The sequence below is a fragment of the Nonomuraea sp. NPDC049607 genome, assembly GCF_040675375.1.
Classification (GTDB): domain Bacteria; phylum Actinomycetota; class Actinomycetes; order Streptosporangiales; family Streptosporangiaceae; genus Nonomuraea.
Map to the genome: position 1 here is coordinate 213,846 of NZ_JBFAOV010000008.1, position 19,840 is coordinate 233,685.

Genomic DNA, 19,840 nt, shown 5'->3' on the forward strand with positions numbered 1-19,840 from the left:
CCACCCGGCCGGCCTACAGGGTCACGGTGCCCGCGGACCCGTCGAGGGTGATCTTCTGGCCCGTGGTGACCCGCCGGGTGGCGTCGGGCACGCCGACGACGGCGGGGATGCCGTACTCGCGGGCCACCACGGCGCCGTGCGACATGGCGCCGCCCATCTCCATCACCAGGCCGCCGGCCGTGAGGAACAGCGGGGTCCAGCCGGGGTCGGTCGAGGGGCAGACCAGGATCTCGCCCGGCTCCAGGTGGGCGCCGGTCGGGTCGAGCACCACCCTGGCCACGCCGGTGACCGTGCCGGCCGAGGCCGCCGTGCCGGTCAGCGCGCCCTCGGGGGCGGGGCCGGCCAGGGCCTCGGGCTCGGTGCCGTCGGAGAGCATGATCCGGGGCACGTGCCTGCGGCGCGACTCCCGCTCGTACGCCGCCCGCCGCTCGCGCACGAGGTCGCGCAGGTCGCCGCCGGTCAGGGCGGCCCTGGCCTCCTCCAGGCGCAGGAAGTACACGTCGAGGGCGTCGTCCAGGACGCCGGCGCGGACGAGGTGCTCGCCGACCGCGCGCAGGCTGTCCCGGACGGCGGCGATGGCCCTGACCAGGTGGAACTTGGGCAGTTCGCGCAGCCCCGCGTAGGCCCGGGTGCGGCCGAGCGCGAAGCGCACCACGGGCCCCCGCCACCGGCCCCTGCGCGCGGCCAGCGCGGCGACCCGGTCCACCTCCTCCCGCGCGGCCCGCGCGCCCCTGGCGAACAGCGCGGCGGGGGCGAGGTCGGAGTCGCCGTCGATGCGCAGGTAGTTGGCCAGGACGCCGAGGATGTGGGTGGGGTCGTCGGACCAGCGGGGCACGCCGAGGTCGATCTCGGCCACGCCGCGGTGCCCGTACTTGTCCAGGAACGCGGCGAGGCCCTGCTGGGCCCGCGGCGGGAGCTCGCCGGCCTGGTAGCGGCGGGCCAGCTCGGCCGCGGGCAGGTCGCGGAACGGCTCGGGCTCGACGCGGGTGGCCAGATCCCACAGTTCGAGGTCCATCTCGGTGGTCGGGTTGTGCGGGACGCCGCGCAGGACGTCCTGGAGGTCGCCCACCCGCGTGCCGGAGAGCCGGGCGGCCAGGCCGAGCAGCGCGTAGCCGGTGATCACGATCGGCATGATCGAGACGATGGCCGGGAACGTGCCGCCGAGCAGGCGTTCGGCGTGGTCGAGCCGCTGTGCGGGGGTGGCGCCGGGCGGCGGTTCGAGCCGTCCGTCCAGTTCCGCGCCGACGCGGGCGGCGTAGGCGAGCGCCCTGGCCGGGCTGAGCAGCGCGTCGCGGACGCGCGCCGGAGCGTGGACGCGGCGTGCGAAGCGGCGCAGCCCGCGCAGGAACGGGCGGCGCGAGTTCTGGACGACCGACAGCCGCGGATCGTCGGCCAGCTCCCGCACGACGGCCGCGGCCCGCGCCTCCCCCAAGGGCATCATCCGCGTCAGGACGGCCCGGCCGGTACGGCTGCGCAGCGGCGTGGTCAGGTCGAGCCACAGGCGCTGCCCCGCCTCCGACAGGAACGCGGGCCCGTCGAGCCGGTCGGCGGGCGCGTGCCCGAACACGCCCGCCGCCCCCGAGCTGACCAGGTTGAACGCGGACACCCCCATCGGCGTGAACGGCCCCATCACGCCCTGGGCGACGTTGAGCGACAGGTGCACGCGCAGCCCGGGACCGGCCGGCTCGGGCACCGGGTGGAGCGTGGTGATCGGCCTGGCCTGGGTGAGCCAGAGCGTGCCGTCCGGGCCGATGGCCCATTCGGTGTCCTGGGGCGCGCCGTAGTGGCCCTCGACGCGCGCGCCGAGTGCGGCCAGGGCGAGCACCTGCGCATCGGTCAGGCACAGGCCGCCGGCGGCGGTCTCGACCCGTTCGACGCCGCCGCCGGGCAGCGGCCGGACGGCCAGCCTCTTGTCGCCCGCGTGCCGCTCGCGCACTTCGCCGCCGGAGACGACGAAGCGGTCGGGGTTGACTGCACCGGAGACGACCGCCTCGCCGAGACCGGGGCTCGCGTCGAGGACGGTCTCGCGCCGCCTGCCGGTCACCGGGTTGGCGGTGAACATCACTCCGGCCACCCGCGCGTCCACCATCACCTGGACGACCACCGCGAGCCGGACGGCGGCGTGGTCGATGCCGTTGGACTCCCGGTAGGCCACGGCCCGGTCGGTCCACAGCGAGGCCCAGCAGCGGCGGACGGCGTCGAGCACCGCCTCGGCGCCCACCACGTTGAGAAAGCTGTCCTGCTGGCCGGCGAAGCTGGCGAACGGCAGGTCCTCCGCCGTGGCCGAGGAGCGCACGGCCACCGGGACGTCCGCGCCGAGCCGCGCGTAGGCCGCCATGATCGCCTCGCGCACCGGGCCGGGCACCGGGGCCTGGAGCAGGTGCCGCCTGGCCCGCGCGGCGAGCCCGTCGTCCGGGGTGAGGTCGAGCCCGGCGGCGACCTGGCGGTAGGCGTCGGTGGTGAGGGCCCAGCCGGGCGGGACGGGCAGGCCGGCCCGGGTCAGCTCGCCGAGGTTGGCGGCCTTTCCGCCCACCTCGGCGAGCATCGTGGCGTCGATCTCGGAGAAGTCACGCGTGGTCCTCATTGAAGGCACCCCCTTCCCCGGAGTCTGCCATAAATTCACCAACTGTTGAACAGCGGTTCCCCGTCCAGTTCCCAGGCCGGGTCGAGCGGCACGCCGAGCAGGGCCAGGGCGGTCGGGCCGACGTCCACCAGGCGGGGCTCGTCGAGCGGGCGGCCGCCCAGGTCCTCGCCCAGCCGGTTGGCGATCACGAACACCGTGCGCTCCTCGGGCGAGGTGCCGCCGTGGCCGCCCTCGTCCACGTGGCCGTGGTCGGTGGTGACCAGGACGGTCCAGCTCTCCCCGGGACGGGCGCGGACGGCGTCGAGCAGGCGGCCGAGGTAGGCGTCCTGGGCGTGCAGGGCGGCGGCGTACTCGGGGCAGTGGGGGCCGAGGGCGTGGGCCACCTCGTCAGTGTCGCCGAGGTAGACGAAGGCGAGATCGGGGCCGGTGTCGGCGAGATGGCGCCCGGCCGCGTCGGCGATCTGCCGGTCGGCGGCGGTCCAGGTGAGGGCGTAGCCGTCCAGGACCATGCGGTGGTCGATGGCGGGGCCGAACGCGTTGTGCTCGCCCAGGGCCGCCCAGGAGAGGAAGGCGGCGGTGGTGAGGTCGGGGCGGGCATTCTTCGCACGACTCAAAAAGTCCGGAAATTTCGTGAACTGGGGGTCGGTGAAGCTGTTGTCTACGACGCCGTGTTTGTCGGGCCAGGTGCCCGTGGCGATGGACGACCAGCCGGGGCCCGAGTCCGTCCGCGACCTGATCACGCGGCCCGCCGACGGCGGCTCCGGGCTCTTCGGCACGACCTCGCCGGGCGACTCCGTCCTGGGCGCCGCCGCCTCGCCGTACGGGAGCCGGCTGGTGCCGTACGCGCCGGAGGCCATCAAGGACGACAGGACCGGCGGGGCGAGGGCGACGAGCCGGTCGAAGCGCAGGCCGTCCATGCCGACCACGAGGACTTTGTTCTTGTTAAGGGGCATTCCCCTATCTAAGCGGTGAACCGCCGCACCCAGTCGGCCGCGCCCGGCAGGATCTCCTCGACCGGCGCCACCTGCGGGTACCACGTGCGCTCCCACTCCAGCGAGACCCACCCGGCGTACCCGGCCGCGCGCAGCAGGTCGCCGGCCTCCTCCAGCGGGACCGAGCCCGTCCCCATCGGGACCGGGGTGGTGTCCGCAGCCGAGACGGCGTCCTTGACCTGGACGTAGGCGAGCGAAGGACCGAGCGCGGCGAGCGTGGCGGCCGGGGGTTCGCCGTTCCGCCAGGGGTGCAGCAGGTCCCACAGCGCGCCGGTGGACTCAGGCCGGCCCGCCTCGGCCAGCAGCGCGGCCACGGCCGCCCCGGTGGCCATCTCGTCGTGCGTCTCGACCAGGACGCGCACGCCGAGGGCGGCGGCCGTACCGGCGACGGACCTCAGCCTGCGGGCGCCCACCGCCGGATCGTCGCCGCGCGGGAACACCCGCACGCCCGGCGCGCCCAGGTCGGCAGCGAGCCGCAGGTCGGCGAGGAGCGCGTCGGCGACCGGCCCGTCCGGGCCCGGCTCGCAGATGCCGACATATCCGGCCAGGGCGGCGATCTCCAGCCCCGCCCGCCCCACCCGCTCCCGCACCGCGCGCCGCTCCGGCGCGGCGAGCCCGGCATGGACGCCGGTGTCCGGATGCAGCCGCAGCTCAAGCCCCTGACAGCCGTTCGCGGCGGCGATCTCCACCGCCCGCTCCAGCCCCTCCCCCGGCATCCCCAGCGTGCTGACGGCCAGCCTCACGCCATCCTCCTGACGCTCTCCCGCAGCACGACCTCGCCCGCGACGTGCTCCACCACGGGCGCGGCGGTGACGTCCGCGCCGCCGAGCGCGAGCTCCAGGGCGCGCGCCCCCATGTCCTTCAGCGGCAGCCGCACGGTCGTCAGTGCAGGCACGTGATCACGCAGCGTGACGATGTCGTCGAACCCGGCCACCGAGACGTCCTCCGGCACCCGGATCCCGCGTTCCCGGCAGGCGGCCAGCGCCCCCACGGCCATCACGTCGTTGACCGCGAACACGCAGGTGGCGTCGCCGATCTCGGTCGCGGCCCGGTACCCGCCGTCGCGGTCGAACGCCCCGTGGACCACGACGGGCTCGGGCAGCCCCAGGCCCCGCAGCGCCTCGGCGAACCCCTTGCACCGGTCGGCGGCGGTCACCAGCTGCGGCGGCCCGGCCAGCACGGCGAACCGGGTGTGGCCCAGCCCGGCCAGCGCGCGGGCCAGGGCCGCGGCCCCGGCCCGGTTGGCGGGCGCGACGGTGTCCACGCCGAGCAGGTCCTGCCCCACGCACGCGGCCCGCCCGCCGCCCTCCCGGTACCGGGCCAGCTCCTCGCGCAGCCGCCCGGTCACGACGGGGTCGGCGACCCGCGAGCCGGCCAGCAGCACGGCCCGCACGCGCTGGGCGTTCATGGTGGCGACGTAGGCGATCTCCTGCTCGGGGTCGCGATGGGTGGTGCCGACCATGACCAGCAGCCCCTCGGTGGCGGCGGCCCGCATCGCGCCGTCGGCCAGCGCCGCGAAGTAGGGGTCGGTCAGGTCGTGGACGACGATGCCGATGACGTTGCTCGCCCCCCGGGCCAGCGTCTGGGCGGCGATGTTCGCGCGGTAGCCCAGCTCGTCGGCGGCCCGCTCGACACGGGCCCGCAGGGTCGCGCCCACCTGGCGGGTGCTGCCGTTGAGCACCCGCGAGGCGGTGGCGAGGGAGACGCCCGCCTGTTTGGCGACGTCCTCAAGCGTGACCACGAGACCTCCCGGAAAGCGGTTTCCAAGTCTGCCAGACGGCGACCTGGCTCCGCATCCTCGCACGCCCGCCCCCGGCGGCGACAGAACCCGCGCACCGTGCTCGGGCGGGCCGCGACAGGCGTCCCGCTACCAGGGGAACAGGATGTCGAACAGGCCCTTCTTCTCGCTCGGCGCGGGCGCGGGCTGGTCCTGCTGGGTGGGGGGCGGCGCCTGCGTGGGGGCGCCGGTCTCCTGCCGCTCCGGCTCCTTGGTGGCGGGCGCCTCGGCCGCGTCCTCGGGGGCACCGTCGGAGGTCTCGTTCATGTGGCCGCGCGTGCCGCGGGTGGCGTCGTCGTCGGGCGTGGCCGTCGGGCGGCGCTCGCGGCTGGAGGTGGTGGGCCGGGCCGTGGGCTCGCGGGTGGGACGGGGGCGGCGGGCCACGGGGGTGGGGGTTACGGTCTCGGACACGGTCGGCTCGGCGGTGTCCGTAACCTCGGGCTCGGGGGTGGCCTCCTCGGTCTGCTCCGGCAGCGCGGTCTGCGGCGGGGCGCTGACCTCGCTCGCGCTCGCGCAGCGGGCGGTCCCGCAGGGGTCGTCGGAGGAGGTGCCGGTGAGCAGCCAGCCCGCCCCGGCCCCGACCAGCACCACCGCGACGCCCGCCAGCACCAGCACCCTGGTACGCCGGCGCACCTCGCGCTCGCCGGCGCCACGGCGGTCGTCGGCGTCGTCGGTCCAGCCCGAGCCGAGGAATCCGCGCCTCGTCCCGCCCGCGTCGGCGTCGTCGTCGTCGCGCTCGGGCTTGTAGCCCTGGTCCAGCGGCAGGTAGGGCAGGTCGTCGTCGACGGCACGGTCGCCGGTGGCGGCGTCGAGCGCGTCCGCCCCGAGGACGGCGTGCGGCCCGCTCAGCGTCTCCTGCGGCCCGGCCAGCGTCTCGTGCGGCCCGCTGAGGGCCTCGTGCGGCCCGCTCAGCACGTCGTGCGGTCCACTCGCGCCGTCGAGGACGTCGTGCGGGCCGCTGGGACCGTCCAGGACGTCGTGCGGCGCGTCGGCGGGGGTCGCCGGGGTCGCCGGGGTCGCCGGGGTCGCCGGGGGCTCGACGGACTGCGCGGCCTGGCCGGGCGGCAGGATGTAGGTCTCGTTGCCGGAGACCTGGATGGCGGGCTGCTCGTCGGTGTCCTCGGTGCTCCACCGGGGGGACAGCACGTCTCCGGTCATCTCCGGATTTAACGACTTACTACCCTGCCCATCCTCGTACGGCCTGTCGTTCTCGTCGCGCGCCACGATGGACCCTCTCTAGCTTTGAATACGGACCGCGACCTTTCTTAACAGACTTGTCCGGAAATTTCACATGTTTCCCTAAAGTTACTCTCCGTCACACAGGCCCCAGCCACCGGGCCAGCGCCGCCTCCAGCGGACGCCCCGGCACCCCCGACGTCCAGGCCGTATACCCGTCGGGCCGCACGAGCAGCGCCTCGGCGTCGTGCTCCGCGCTCCCCCGTACGATCTCCAGCCGGTCCGCCCACGGGGCGGCCGCCGCCACCAGGTCGTCGCGCCCGGCGAGGTCCAGCAGCAGCGCCCGGCCGCCGCGCAGCAGCTCCACCGTGCGCACGACGCCGTCGGCCGTCTTGACCGGCAGGTCGGGCGCCATCCGCCCGGCCCCGGGCACGCCCACGTCGTAGACCGTGTCGAGCCCGCTGATCATCCCGCTCAGGTACTCGTTGACCTGGTCGAACCGCATCAGCTCGGCGAACAGCTCGCGCAGCGGGTCGACGGCCGGGTCGGGGTCGGCCAGCGCGCTCTGGGCCCGTACGTTCCACAACACCCGCGCCCCGACCGGGTGCCGCTCGGCGTGGTAGCTGTCGAGCAGCCCGGCCGGGGCGTCGCCGCGCACCTCGGCGGCCAGCTTCCAGCCCAGGTTGAACGCGTCCCCCAGGCCGGTGTTGAGCCCTTGCCCGCCCCACGGGAAGTGCACGTGCGCCGCGTCCCCGGCCAGCAGGACGCGGCCCGCGCGGTAGGTCTCGGCCTGAAGGGCGGCGTCGCCGTACCGGGACAGGTTGCGCGCGCCGGCCATCGGGACCGGGACGCCGAGGATGTGCTCGGCCGCCTCCTGGAGCTCCTCCAGGGCGACGGGGGCCTCGCGGTCGGCGTGCGGGGCGCGGAAGTCGTAGGTGGTGACGCGACTGTGCCCGGCGGGGTCGAGCCAGACGATGATCCAGCCGCGCGGCGTCCGCGTGTAACCCGGCGGCACCGTGTACGGGTCGAGCAGCCGTACGTCGCCCATGAGCGCGGCGACGCGGGCCCCGGTGCCGGTGAACGGGATGCCGGCGGCCTTGCGCACCACGCTGCGCGCGCCGTCGGCGCCGACGACGTACCGGGCGGCCAGCTCGCGGCCGTTCACGGTCAGCACGACGTGGTCGTCCCGCTGCTCCAGACCGGTGACGTCCTGGCCGCGCCTGATCTCCGCGCCCAGGGCCGCCGCGCGGCGGGCGAACACCTGCTCGGCCCATGCCTGCGGACTGCCCACGATGGTCGGCCCGCCGTCCGACACCGCCCCGAGGTCGAGCCCGAACATGCCGGAGAAGTGGAAGCTCACGCTCCCGTACGTGGTGCGGCCCACCGCCTCCAGCAGCCCGCGCCGGTCGAGGCTCTGGGCGATGCCCGCATGCAGCGTCCCGGCCTTGGACTGGCCGGTCGGCGCGGGGAGCCGTTCGAGCACGAGCGGACGTACCCCCTGAAGGCCCAGCTCGGCGGCGAGCAACATGCCCACGGGCCCGCCACCCACCACGGCGACATCGAACACGACACCCTCCTCGGACCGATTGAGTACGTAATCTTCGTACATACGAACAATGCCCGTCAAATCATCGTTCGCGTTGTCCGTACAATGGCCGCATGCTGCACCCGTCGCGTGACCAGATCCAGTTGGTGGAGGTGCTCGCCGCGCTCGGCCACCCCGTACGCGCCCAGATCGTGCGCGCGCTGGCCTCGGGGGACGAGCTGTTCTGCGGCGAGGTCGTCGAGGACGTGCCGAAGTCGACGCTGACCGCCCACTGGCGGGTGCTGCGCGAGGCCGGCGTCATCTGCCAGCGCCCGGAGGGCCGCAAGCTGTTCATCCGGCTGCGCCGCGACGACCTCGACGCCCGCTTCCCCGGCCTGGTCGACCTGCTCGTGGCCGAGAACCTCTAGCCCGCCGCCCTCACAGGCAGGGGTTCGTGGTGGAGTCGACCACCTTGTCCTTGAGCGAGCCCGGGATCGGCGACACCACCCGCACGCCGGGCCAGTCGGCCCCGATGACGAGCTGCACGATCGGCCCGTCGGGCATCTGGGCGACCTTGGCCGGGTACGGCTTCGGGTTCACCGGGGCGACCTTGCCCGCCACCGGCGTGCGCTTGTCCTTCGACAGCCGGGCGGCCACCGCGTCCCCGTAGGCGATCCCGTTGTCGGCGTCCTTCTTGGCGTACCGGATCGACGTGGTGGGAACCGGCGCGGCGTTGCCGACCTGGACGACGACGAAGCCCTGGTCGGCCAGCTCGTCGGCCACCTGACCGGCCTTGCCGACCTCCGTCGTGCCGTTGAGCACCTGGACGCGCACCCGCCCGTTCTCGACCTTCGGCTTGGTGGCGACGGTCGAGGGCGGGCTCACCTCGGTGTCCGAGCGGACGGCCTCGAAGAAGTTGCGGGCGTCCGGCTGCCTGAGCTGCACCCGGTTCTTGTCGGCCGGGTACGCCTCCACGGGCACGGTGATGCCCTTGAGCTCCTTGGCGGTCAGCCCCTTGACGCTGCCCGCGATCTCCACCATCCGCTCCAGCGTGAGCTTGTCGTCCAGGGTGACGGCCTTGGCCCCGGCCCTGAGGAACGCGTTGAGCTTGATGGGGTCGGCGAGCAACCCGCCGTTGGTGATCTTGTCCAGCACCTTGGTGAGGAAGACCTGCTGGCGCTGGATCCGGCCGAGGTCGCTGCCGTCGCCGAGGGAGTAGCGGGTGCGCACGTACGCGAGCGCCTGCTCGCCGCGGACCACGTGCTTGCCCGCGCTGAGCTGGAGCTTGGCCTTGGGGTCGTTGACCGCCTTGGGCAGGCAGATCTCGATGCCGCCGATGGCGTCGACGATGCCCTTGAAGCCGGTGAAGTCCACCTTCGCGATGTGGTTGATCTTGATGTTGGTGAGCGATTCGATCGTCCGGACCGTGCAGTTGATGCCGCCGTCGTTGAAGGCGGAGTTGATCTGGCGCAGGCCGCCCGCCAGCGTCGCGCCGGTGCGGCTCTGGCACTGCGGGATCATGACCATGGTGTCCCGGGGGAAGCTGATCATGGTGGCCTTGTCGCGGTCGGGGGAGATGTGCAGGACCATGATCGTGTCGGTGCGCTCACCGAGGCCCTGCGACTTCGCGCCGTACTTCTTGTTGTCGCCCTCGCGCGAGTCGGAGCCGACGAGCAGCACGTTGAGCGCGCCGGTCTCCGGCGGCCGCGTCGATCCGGGGTCCACGGCGACGCGCGGGATGTCGCCGTCGATGCTGCGGTAGTACGCGTACCCGCCCAGCGTGACCGCGACCAGTACGAAGGTCAGCACCATGCTCGTCCACGCCAGCGGGGTGATGCGCCGCGTGCGCCCCGGAGGCCGGTCCGGGCGGCGATGGGGACTGTGCTGCGGCCGTTCCGCCACTCTCCGGCCCTCGCTCACGCGCCCCCCTCTACGCGCGCCCGCACAGGACGCACCCCGCGCGCCCCTCGCGGAACGCGGCCCCCTTTGGTGTGACGCGCAGCATACTGACATTCCTCCACTTATACGGAATGTCGCGGATTTCACCCGATGCCAGACTCCTGGGGACGCGTCCGGCGAGGGCTCCATGTGAAGCGCACAAACCCGGGGCGTCACTACGGTCCGTGACGCCATCATGACGTTCATGCTTCTGACCGAGATGGCGCCCCCTCCAGGCGCCGAGGCGTTGACCGGGCTGCGCGCCCGGGCCAGGACCGCCCGCCGAGCCGTCTTCGTCGCGCTCACCGGCTCGATCGCGCTGCTGACCACGGCCCAGGTGCTGGCCGACCGGGCGCCGACCAGAGAGCAGACGTTACCGCTCGCCGTGTTGTCGCTGGCGGTGCTCGCGACCGCGCTGCCCGTCCTGGCGGCCACCCAGCTCGTCTGGGGCGCGCGGGCGCGCGTGGTGCGCCGTCGCGAGCGCGAGCTGTTCGCCGTGCCGCCCTCGGCCCGGCGGCGTCCGCTGAGCCGGCTCGGCGTCGCGTGCGGCTGGGCGGTGCTGCTGCTGCTCGGCGGCACCTGTCCCGGCCAGTTCAGGGCGTCCGCCCTGTACGCCTTCGCCGACGCCCTGAGCTGGGCCGTCGAGGCCGCCATGGTGATCGGGTCGGCCGCCGGGGTGTCGTTCCTCATCTGGTGGGCACGGGACGCCCTGGGGATAATGGCGCGCGCCGGCCGTCCGGGAGGATCACCTGGCGATCCGTGGGATCCCGGCCGGGGCGCGCGTCCACGAGGGGGCGCGGCGCTCTGGACGGGCGCGGCCGTGGCGGTCGCCGCCCTGCTCGGAGCCCGCGCCCATCTCTGGGAGCCGCCCATGCCGATCATTTACGCGCTGCTGACCGCCGCCCTCGTCTGCGGGGTGGTTACCGACGAGTAGCATAGGCCGCGGAACCCCATCCAAGAACGAGGAGCGAATCCGTGCCTTCCTCTCGTGACGTCGTGTTCGTCGACGGCGTACGCACGCCCTTCGGCAGGTCAGGGCCGAAGGGACTGTACGCGGAGACCCGCGCCGACGACATGGTCGTCCGCGTCATCCGCGAGCTCATCCGGCGCAACCCCGGTCTGCCTCCCGAGCGCGTGGACGAGGTGGCCATCGCCGCGACGACCCAGATCGGCGACCAGGGCCTGACCATCGGCCGCTCGGCGGCGGTGCTGGCCGGTCTGCCCAAGAGCGTGCCCGGCTACGCGATCGACCGCATGTGCGCGGGCGCGATGACCGCGGTCACCACGGTCGCGGGCGGCATCGCCTTCGGCGCCTACGACGTGGCCATCGCCGGCGGCGTCGAGCACATGGGCCGCCACCCCATGGGCGAGGGCGTGGACCCCAACCCGCGTTTCCTGTCGGAGAAGCTGGTCGACCCGAGCGCGCTGGTCATGGGCATGACCGCCGAGAACCTGCACGACCGCTACCCGTCGATCTCCAAGGAGCGCGCCGACGCCTACGCGGTGCTCTCCCAGGAGAAGGCGGCCAAGGCGTACGCCGACGGCAAGATCCAGCCCGACCTCGTGCCCACCGCGGTCAGGACGGCCGAGAAGGGCTGGGGCCTGGCCGCCGAGGACGAGGCGCCGCGCCCCGGCACCACGATGGAGGCGCTGGGCGCGCTCAAGACGCCCTTCCGCCCGCACGGCAACGTCACCGCGGGCAACTCCTCCGGCATCAACGACGGCGCCACCGGCTGCATCGTGGCCGCCCGCGACGTCGCCGGCGAGCTGGGCCTGACGCCGAAGATGCGCCTGGTCTCCTACGCGTTCGCGGGCGTGGACCCCGAGGTGATGGGCGTGGGCCCGATCCCGTCCACCGAGCGGGCGCTGCGCCTGGCCGGGCTGTCCATCGGCGACATCGGCCTGTTCGAGATCAACGAGGCGTTCGCCGTCCAGGTGCTGGCCTTCCTGGAGCACTTCGGCCTCGCCGACGACGACCAGCGCGTCAACGCCTACGGCGGCGCGATCGCCTTCGGCCACCCGCTGGCCTCCTCGGGCGTACGGCTCATGACGCAGCTCGCCCGCCAGTTCGGCGAGCGGCCCGACGTGCGGTACGGCATCACCACCATGTGCGTCGGCATGGGCATGGGCGGCACTGTGATCTGGGAGAACCTGGCATGAGCGACATCGAGACCTGGCGCGCGCTGCTGAGCGGGCGCAATACCGACGAGGTCGTCACCAAGGCCCTGGTGCGCGACGTGCCGCTGCCCGGCGGGGCGGGCACGATGGCCCTGATCACGCTGGACAACGGCTTCGACCACACCAAGCCCAACACCTTCGGCCCGCACGGCCTGTTCGCGCTGGACGAGGCCCTGTCGGAGATCGCCGCGCGCACCGACCTGGCCGCCGTGGGCGTCACGGGCAAGCCGTTCATCTTCGCCGTCGGCGCCGACCTCAAGGGCGCGGCGGCCGTGGCCTCGCGCGAGGAGGCCCACGCCATCGGCGCGCTGGGCCACCACGTCTTCCGCAGGCTGGGCGAGCTGCCGATCCCGACGTTCGCGTTCGTGAACGGCGCGGCCATGGGCGGCGGCCTGGAGATCGCGCTGCACTGCACGTACCGGACGATCTCCTCCGGCGTGCCCGCGGTGGCGCTGCCCGAGTGCTTCCTCGGCCTGGTGCCCGGCTGGGGCGGCACGCAGCTCCTCCCCCGCCTGATCGGCCCGGCCAAGGCGATCAAGCTGATCATCGAGAACCCGCTGTCGCAGAACCGCATGATCAAGGGAGCGGACGCGTACGAGCTGGGCGTCGCGGACGCGATGTTCGAGCCGGCCGACTTCCTGGAGGAGTCGCTGCGCTGGGCCGCCCGCGTCGTCAAGGGCGAGGTCACCGTCGAGCGGCAGGAGCACGACGGCTGGGAGAAGGCCGTCGCCGACGCGCGCTTCCTGGTCGACATGAAGCTGCGCGGCGCCTCCCCCGCCCCCTACCGGGCGCTCGACCTGATCGGGCTGGCCGCGACCGCCTCGCGCGACGAGGGCTTCGCCGCCGAGACCGAGGCGCTGACCGACCTGCTGATGGGCGACGAGCTGCGGGCCGGGCTCTACTCCTTCGACCTGGTCCAGCGCCGCGCCAAGCGGCCCGCGGGCGCGCCGGACCGGTCGCTGGCCCGCAAGGTCACCAAGGTCGGCGTCGTGGGCGCCGGGCTGATGGCCTCGCAGATGGCGCTGCTGTTCGCCCGCCGCCTGGAGGTCCCGGTCGTCCTGACCGACCTCGACCAGTCCCGCCTGGACAAGGGCGTCGGGTACGTCCACGCCGAGGTCGACAAGCTGCTGGGCAAGGGCCGCGTCTCGGCCGACCAGGCCAACCGGCTCAAGTCCCTGGTCACCGGCTCGCTGACCAAGGACGCCTTCGCCGACGCCGACTTCGTCATCGAGGCCGTCTTCGAGGACATGGCGGTCAAGAAGCAGGTGTTCGCCGAGGTCGAGGCCGTGGTCTCGGCCGAGTGCGTGCTCGCCACGAACACCTCCTCGCTCTCGCTCACCGAGATGGGCGCCGGGCTGGCCCACCCCGAGCGGCTGGTCGGCTTCCACTTCTTCAACCCCGTCGCCGTGATGCCGCTGCTGGAGATCATCAGGGGCGCCTCGACCGACGACGCCACGCTGGCCACGGCGTTCGCGGTGGGCAAGTCGCTGAGGAAGTCGTCCGTGCTGGTCAAGGACGCTCCGGCGTTCGTGGTCAACCGGCTGCTGACCTGCTTCATGGGCGAGGTCGTGGCCGCCGTGGACGAGGGCACGCCGCTGGAGGTCGCCGAGCACGCGATCGACGGGCTCGGGCTGCCGATGACGCCGTTCGCGCTGCTGCAGCTCGTCGGCCCGGCCGTCGGCCTGCACGTGGCCGAGACGCTGCACGCGGCCTTCCCCGAGCGCTTCGGCGTCTCGGAGAACATGGCCAAGCTGGTCGCCTCGGGCAAGCCCGGCGTCTACCGTCCGGACTTCTCACTCGACCCGGAGGCGGTGGCCCTGTTCGCCGGCGGCACGTCGCCGTCCACGGCCGAGCAGGTCCGCGAGCGCGTGCTCGGAGCGCTGGCCCGGGAGATCCGGATCATGCTGGACGAGGGCGTCGTCGCCGGCCCGCAGGACATCGACCTGTGCATGATCCTGGGCGCCGGATGGCCGTTCCATCTGGGTGGCATCACGCCTTATCTGGACAGGTCGGGGATCGCCCAGCCTCGGTTCCTTCCGCCCGGCGTGGCCTCGCTGCCCGCGTGATTTTACGGAGACCCGCCCGGCGGGTCTCCGTACGTCATGGCCTTCTTCGCCGTAGCGTACTGTGCCGTCCTACGAACGGAGAGTAACCATGATGCGAGCAGTCGGCACGATCGCTCTGTCCGGAGCCCTCGTGCTGGGCGCGTCGTCGCCCTCCCTGGCGGCGCCGCGCACCCCCAAGGCCGTCCTCAAGGTCACCGTCGCGGTGAAGAACGGTCCCACCAAGGGCGCCTGGCTCAACTGCAGCCCCGACGGCGGCACCCACCCCTCCGCCCACGCCGCCTGCGAGATCCTGCGCAAGGTGAACGGCGACCCGGCCAAGATCAACCTCTCGCCGAAGGCGGCCGCGGCCTGCGGCAAGGAGGTGGAGCCACGTGCCGTCATGATCCTCGGCAAGTGGTACGGCAAGACCGTCCAGTGGGGCAAGGTCTACACCAACGCCTGCACGATGAAGGCGGGCCTCGGGACGCTCCTGGCCGTCTGAGCCGACAGGGGGATGGGCGGCCGGCCCATCCCCCGCCGTCTCACTCGCCGGTCACGGCGGCGCCCCGCCTGCTGTGGCGGTAGCCGTAGGCGAAGTACACGACCACGCCGACGATCATCCAGATGACGAACCTGAGCCAGGTCTCCAGCGGCAGGTTGAGCATCAGGTACAGGCAGGCCAGCACCGACAGGATCGGCAGCAGCGGCACCAGCGGCACCCGGAAGCCCCGCTCCAGGTCCGGCCGGGTGCGCCGGAGCACGATCACGCCGATCGAGACCACCATGAACGCGAACAGCGTGCCGATGTTCACCAGCTCGGCCAGCTCCCCGAACGACACGAACCCGGCCAGCGCCATGGTCACCAGGCCGACGAGGATGGTGAGCCTGGCGGGCGTGCCGAAGGTGGGGTGGACGACGGCCAGCCGGCGCGGCAGCAGGCCGTCGCGGCACATGGCGAACAGCACCCGGGTCTGCCCGAGCAGCAGCACCAGCACCACGGTCGTCAGACCGGCGATGGCGCCCACGCTGATGATCGTGGCCAGCCAGGGATGGCCGACGGCGGTGAAGGCGTCCGACAGCGGCGCGCTCGTGCTCAGCTGCCGGTACGGCTGCATGCCGACCACGACCAGCGAGACGGCGACGTAGAGGATCGTGCAGACGGCCAGCGAGCCGATGATCCCGCGCGGCACGTCGCGCTGCGGGCGCACGGTCTCCTCGGCGGCGGTGGCCACGATGTCGAAGCCGATGAACGCGAAGAACACGATGGCCGCGGCCGAGAAGATGCCGATCACGCCGAACGCGACGGGCGTGACCCCGAACAGCACCTGGATCAGCGGCGCCTTCAGCCCCTCGACCCGCGGCGTGGTCACCGGCTCGGGGATGAACGGCGTGTAGTTGGCGGCCTTGACGAAGAACAGCCCGGCCACGATGACCAGCAGCACCACCGTGATCTTGGTGATCACCAGGATCAGGTTGACCCGCGAGGAGATCTTGATCCCGGCCACCAGGATCGCGGTGAGGATCAGCACGATGACCACCGCGGGCACGTTGACCACGGGGTCGTCGCCCGCGATGGAGGGCGGCAGGTGGAGGCCGACGGAGTCGAGCATCGAGGCGAAGTAGCCCGACCAGCCGACCGCCACCACGGCCGCGGCCAGCGCCAGTTCCAGGATCAGGTCCCACCCGATCACCCAGGCGGGGAACTCGCCCAGGGTGGCGAAGGAGAAGGTGTAGGCGGACCCGGCGACGGGGATGGTGGAGGCGAACTCGGCGTAGCACAGCGCCGCCAGCCCGCACACGACGGCCGCCACGACGAACGAGACCGCGACCGCCGGCCCCGCCACCTCCTTGGCGACCTGGCCGGTGAGCACGAAGATCCCCGTGCCGACGATCACGCCGATGCCGAAGACCATCAGGTCCATGGCGGACAGGCGCTTGCGCAGCTGGTGCTCGGGAGTTTCGGTGTCGCGGATCGACTGTTCGACGCTCTTCGTGCGAAAGATGTCCACGATCAGCGATCCTTCCCAGACCCTCCGTGATCATGCGCTCCCGCCGGGCTTCCCGGTGAAGCGCCTCCCCGGGGGTAGCGGACCCGCATCATGTTCGACGATCTGCTGGACACGCTGGCCAGGCAGGACGTGGCGGTGGTGCTGTCATTCGTCCTGGTCTTCCTGACCCTGGACGCCTCGGTCGGGATCGGCCTGATCACGCCGGGCGACGGCCTGCTGCTCGTCGCGGGCGCCACGGCGGGCAGCGTGCCGGAGACTCTGGCGCTGATCGGCACCGGCGTGCTGGCCTGCCTTCTGGGCGCGACGGGCGGCCACTGGCTGGGCCGCCGGTACGGCCCCCGCCTGCGCCAGAGCAGGCTCGGCCGGCGCGTCGGGGAGGAACGCTGGACGCGCGCGGAGCGGATACTCCGGCGCAGCGGCTGGGCGCTGGCGCTGGCCTACTTCCTGCCGATGGTGCACACGCTGACGCCGGCCGTGGCGGGCGCGGTGGGCATGCCCTACCGCAGGTTCATGCCGTGGGCGCTGCTGGGCAGCACGGCGTGGGTGAGCACGTACATCGTGCTGGGGGCGGTGGCCGGGCAGGTGGCGCGGCGGGACGCGGGCCTGCTGCTGCCCGTGGCGGGCGCGGCGGTGGTGGCCGTGCTGGCGATCACCGCCGTGGCCCGCCGGGTGCTCAACGGCGGACGGGCTGCTCCACGCGGGAGGTCCGCCGGGCGACGGCCTCGGTGATCTGGCGCGCGAGGTCCTGGCCGGTCAGGCCGATGCGGCCGAGGATCGCCGCCCGCTTGGCGTGGTCGAGGAACTCCTGCGGGATGCCGAAGGTGCGCACCGGGACGTCGACGTCGGCGTCGCGGAGCAGGCGGGCCACGGAGTCGCCCACGCCGCCCACGCGGCCGTTGTCCTCGACCACGGCGACCAGCTTGTGGGCGCCGGCGGCCAGCGTCAGCGCCTCGTCGAGCGGCTTGACCCAGCGCGGGTCGACCACGGTGGCCGAGATGCCCTGCGCGTCGAGCAGGACGGCCGCCTCCATGCACACGTGCGCCATCGGGCCGACGCCCACCAGCAGCACGTCGGGTTCGCCCTCGGCGGCGCGCAGCAGGTCCATCTCGCCCAGGCGGCCCACGGCCTCCAGGGGCTCGGCCACCGGCCCCTTGGGGAAGCGCAGCACGGTCGGCCCGTCGGTGACCTCCACGGCCTCGCGCAGCAGCTCGGTGACGCGGTCGCCGTCGCGCGGCACCGCGATCCGCAGGCCGGGCACGACCTGGAGGATCGACAGGTCCCACATGCCGTTGTGGCTGGCGCCGTCGTCGCCGGTGACGCCGGCCCGGTCGAGGACGACGGTGACCGGGAGCCGGTGCAGGGCGACGTCCATCAGGAGCTGGTCGAAGGCCCGGTTGAGGAAGGTGGCGTAGACGGCCACGACCGGGTGCAGGCCGCCGAGCGCGAGACCGGCGGCGCTGGTCAGCGCGTGCTGCTCGGCGATGCCGACGTCGTAGATGCGGTCGGGGAAGGCGTCGGCGAAGGCGTTGAGGCCGGTGGGGTGGAGCATGGCCGCGGTGATGGCGACCAGGTCCTCGCGCTCCTTGCCGAGCCTGACCAGCTCCTCGCTGAAGACGTTGGTCCAGATGCGGGGCTTGGGCTTCTCGGCGCCGGTGGCGCGGTCGAAGGCGCCGGGCGAGTGGAACTGGTCCTCGTCGTGGTTCTCGGCGGGGGTGTAGCCGCGGCCCTTCTGGGTGAGGGCGTGGACGATGACCGGGCCGCGGAAGGCGCGGGCCTTGCGCAGCGCCGCCTCCATGGCCTGCTCGTCGTGGCCGTCGATCGGGCCGACGTACTTCATGCCGAGGTCCTCGAACATGACCTGCGGGGCCAGGACGTCCTTGACGCCCTTCTTGAAGCCGTGGAGGGCGTCGTAGATGACCGGAACGTTCCCGAGCTTGTCCTTGACGTACTCGAGCATGTCCTCGTAGCGGCGGTTGACGCGCAGCGAGGACAGGTGGGAGGCCAGGCCGCCGATGGTCGGGGAGTAGGAGCGGCCGTTGTCGTTGACCACGATCACGACGGGCAGGTCTTTGATCGCGGCGATGTTGTTGAGCGCCTCCCAGGCCATGCCGCCGGTGAGCGCGCCGTCGCCGATCACCGCGACGACCGTGCGCTCGCGGTCGCCGCGCAGCTTGAACGCCTTGGCCAGGCCGTCGGCGTAGGACAGCGCGGTGGAGGCGTGGGAGTTCTCGACGAAGTCGTGCTCGGACTCGGCCTGGCTCGGGTAGCCCGACAGGCCGCCCTCCTGCTTGAGCGCCTCGAAGCCGGCCGCGCGGCCGGTGAGGAGCTTGTGCACGTACGCCTGGTGGCCGGTGTCCCAGATCACGGGGTCGTGCGGGGAGTCGAAGACGCGGTGGAGGGCGATGGTGAGCTCGACCACCCCCAGGTTCGGCCCCAGATGGCCGCCGAACCTGGCGCAGGAGTCGACGAGCAGGTCACGGATCTCCCCCGCGAGCCGCGGCAGCTCCTCAACAGCGAGCCGTTTGACGTCGTGCGGTCCCTCTATCGAGCCCAGCAACCCGCTCACGGATGCGACTCCCCTCTGCCTCGTTCGCCGTCTGTTCCTTTTCGACGACGCAGAAGAGTCTAGTTCGCCGACGTCTCACTGACTCCATCGAGTCAAATCCACCCACTTATGTCCGATCTTGACCTAGTCTTTCCGGACATATGAACTCCCTCCCTAAAGGCAGGATCGCGGCCGTCGCCGCCGCCGCCCTCGCCCTCGCCATGGCCGCCGCCTCCCTCGTGCTCGTGCTTTCCGACGTCGCCCCGACCTCGGCCGAGCGTGCGCCGGTCAACCAAGCTCAGAAGATCGCCCTGCCTCCGGCGGGCGCCGCGGCCCGCAGCGGCGGCGCCGCCGCCCCCGGGGGCCAGACGCAGGCCACCGCGAACCGGCTCTACAAGACCGGCAGGCTCGTCGACGTGAACTGCGCGCCGGGCGCCCTGCCCGCGGGCAGCATGATCGCCTACCGCCGCTTCCTCACCCGGGTGACGAACTGCCTGAACAAGGCGTGGGCCGCCCAGTTCCGCAAGGCCGGCATGTCGTTCAGCAGGCCGCGGCTGCGGATCATCACCAAGAAGGTGCGCACGCCCTGCGGCGCCTGGAACACCGGCGCGGACGGCGTCTACTGCTCCAGCGACCGCACGATGTACCTGATGATCAGCCGGGACCAGCTCCGCAACCCGTTCCCGCTGGGCATCAGCCGCCTGGTCGCCCACGAGTACGGCCACCACGTCCAGCAGGCCTCCGGCATCTGGAACTACTTCTGGACGGCCAGGTCCGCCGCGGGCAAGGCCGGACGCCTCCAGCTCTCGCGCAGGTCCGAGCTCCAGGCCGAGTGCTTCTCCGCCATCTTCATGAGCACGATGAAGGGCACCGATCTGGTGAACCAGTCCGACTGGGACTACACCGTCCAGTGGTTCTACAAGAACGGCGCCAAGGGCTGGCCGCAGAACGACCACGGCAAGGGCCCGACGCAGGCGGCCTGGATGACCAGGGGCTTCAACCGGGGCGCGCCGGGCGCCTGCAACACCTGGGCGGCGGCTGCACGAAACGTCCAGTGACGTCGGGCGTTTT

At 72.9% G+C, this 19,840-nt stretch carries 16 protein-coding genes; 7 read left to right on the forward strand and 9 right to left on the reverse strand.

Annotation, left to right across the window (positions count from 1 at the left end; genetic code table 11):
* Window positions 1-13 precede the first annotated feature (13 nt).
* From AB0J97_RS18630 to AB0J97_RS18655, 6 genes are all read right to left on the reverse strand, one after another.
* On the reverse strand, window positions 14-2,584 hold the full coding sequence (locus tag AB0J97_RS18630; protein ID WP_364090014.1) for a PEP/pyruvate-binding domain-containing protein: 2,571 nt from the start codon (window positions 2,582-2,584) through the stop codon (window positions 14-16).
* A gap of 35 nt (window positions 2,585-2,619) precedes the next feature.
* Complete coding sequence (locus AB0J97_RS18635; RefSeq protein ID WP_364090017.1) at window positions 2,620-3,537, reverse strand: alkaline phosphatase family protein; 918 nt, start codon at window positions 3,535-3,537, stop codon at window positions 2,620-2,622.
* A gap of 8 nt (window positions 3,538-3,545) precedes the next feature.
* Complete coding sequence (locus AB0J97_RS18640; RefSeq protein WP_364090020.1) at window positions 3,546-4,319, reverse strand: TIM barrel protein; 774 nt, start codon at window positions 4,317-4,319, stop codon at window positions 3,546-3,548.
* Window positions 4,316-5,317 carry a LacI family DNA-binding transcriptional regulator gene (locus AB0J97_RS18645; RefSeq protein ID WP_364090023.1) on the reverse strand — a complete coding sequence of 334 codons (1,002 nt, stop codon included), beginning with the start codon at window positions 5,315-5,317 and terminating at the stop codon, window positions 4,316-4,318. The genes AB0J97_RS18640 and AB0J97_RS18645 overlap by 4 nt, the downstream gene beginning before the upstream one ends.
* A gap of 126 nt (window positions 5,318-5,443) precedes the next feature.
* Entirely contained in the window at window positions 5,444-6,511 is a 1,068-nt protein-coding gene (locus tag AB0J97_RS18650) for a hypothetical protein (protein WP_364090026.1), read from the reverse strand.
* A gap of 157 nt (window positions 6,512-6,668) precedes the next feature.
* Window positions 6,669-8,096 (reverse strand): FAD-dependent monooxygenase, encoded by a 1,428-nt coding sequence (locus AB0J97_RS18655; protein ID WP_364090029.1) that lies wholly within the window; start codon window positions 8,094-8,096, stop codon window positions 6,669-6,671.
* A gap of 92 nt (window positions 8,097-8,188) precedes the next feature.
* Between AB0J97_RS18655 and AB0J97_RS18660 the strand changes: the two genes are divergently transcribed.
* Entirely contained in the window at window positions 8,189-8,482 is a 294-nt protein-coding gene (locus tag AB0J97_RS18660) for a helix-turn-helix domain-containing protein (RefSeq protein WP_364090032.1), read from the forward strand.
* Between the two features lie 10 nt (window positions 8,483-8,492).
* On the opposite strand, the gene AB0J97_RS18665 is transcribed toward AB0J97_RS18660, so the two are convergent.
* Window positions 8,493-9,866, reverse strand: coding sequence for an LCP family protein (locus AB0J97_RS18665; RefSeq protein WP_364090035.1), 1,374 nt, complete (start codon window positions 9,864-9,866; stop codon window positions 8,493-8,495).
* 331 nt (window positions 9,867-10,197) lie between these two features.
* Between AB0J97_RS18665 and AB0J97_RS18670 the strand changes: the two genes are divergently transcribed.
* The 4 genes from AB0J97_RS18670 to AB0J97_RS18685 all read left to right on the forward strand — a co-directional run bounded on the left by AB0J97_RS18670 (window position 10,198) and on the right by AB0J97_RS18685 (window position 14,717).
* On the forward strand, window positions 10,198-10,926 hold the full coding sequence (locus AB0J97_RS18670) for a hypothetical protein (RefSeq protein ID WP_364090038.1): 729 nt from the start codon (window positions 10,198-10,200) through the stop codon (window positions 10,924-10,926).
* Window positions 10,927-10,967: 41 nt separating this feature from the next.
* Window positions 10,968-12,152: a thiolase family protein gene (locus AB0J97_RS18675; protein ID WP_357698048.1), complete on the forward strand. Its 1,185-nt coding sequence runs from the start codon at window positions 10,968-10,970 to the stop codon at window positions 12,150-12,152.
* A complete protein-coding gene (locus AB0J97_RS18680) occupies window positions 12,149-14,236 on the forward strand; it encodes a 3-hydroxyacyl-CoA dehydrogenase NAD-binding domain-containing protein (RefSeq protein ID WP_364090041.1) in 2,088 nt (695 codons plus the stop codon). Before AB0J97_RS18675 ends, AB0J97_RS18680 begins: the two co-directional genes overlap by 4 nt.
* Window positions 14,237-14,324: 88 nt before the next feature.
* The gene (locus tag AB0J97_RS18685; RefSeq protein WP_357698045.1) at window positions 14,325-14,717 is read left to right on the forward strand and encodes an SSI family serine proteinase inhibitor; all 393 of its coding nucleotides are present in this window, start codon (window positions 14,325-14,327) and stop codon (window positions 14,715-14,717) included.
* 40 nt (window positions 14,718-14,757) lie between these two features.
* Here the strand turns inward: AB0J97_RS18685 and AB0J97_RS18690 are convergent, their stop codons facing one another.
* Window positions 14,758-16,224: an amino acid permease gene (locus AB0J97_RS18690; protein ID WP_357698043.1), complete on the reverse strand. Its 1,467-nt coding sequence runs from the start codon at window positions 16,222-16,224 to the stop codon at window positions 14,758-14,760.
* 90 nt (window positions 16,225-16,314) lie between these two features.
* Here AB0J97_RS18690 and AB0J97_RS18695 point away from each other — a divergent pair, with 90 nt between their 5' ends.
* Window positions 16,315-16,953, forward strand: coding sequence for a DedA family protein (locus tag AB0J97_RS18695; RefSeq protein ID WP_364090046.1), 639 nt, complete (start codon window positions 16,315-16,317; stop codon window positions 16,951-16,953).
* Here the strand turns inward: AB0J97_RS18695 and dxs are convergent.
* On the reverse strand, window positions 16,898-18,781 hold the full coding sequence (dxs, locus tag AB0J97_RS18700; RefSeq protein ID WP_357698294.1) for a 1-deoxy-D-xylulose-5-phosphate synthase: 1,884 nt from the start codon (window positions 18,779-18,781) through the stop codon (window positions 16,898-16,900). The genes AB0J97_RS18695 and dxs overlap by 56 nt on opposite strands.
* Before the next feature lie 149 nt (window positions 18,782-18,930).
* Here dxs and AB0J97_RS18705 point away from each other — a divergent pair, with 149 nt between their 5' ends.
* The gene (locus AB0J97_RS18705; RefSeq protein WP_364090049.1) at window positions 18,931-19,827 is read left to right on the forward strand and encodes a neutral zinc metallopeptidase; all 897 of its coding nucleotides are present in this window, start codon (window positions 18,931-18,933) and stop codon (window positions 19,825-19,827) included.
* The last annotated feature ends 13 nt before the right edge of the window (window positions 19,828-19,840 follow it).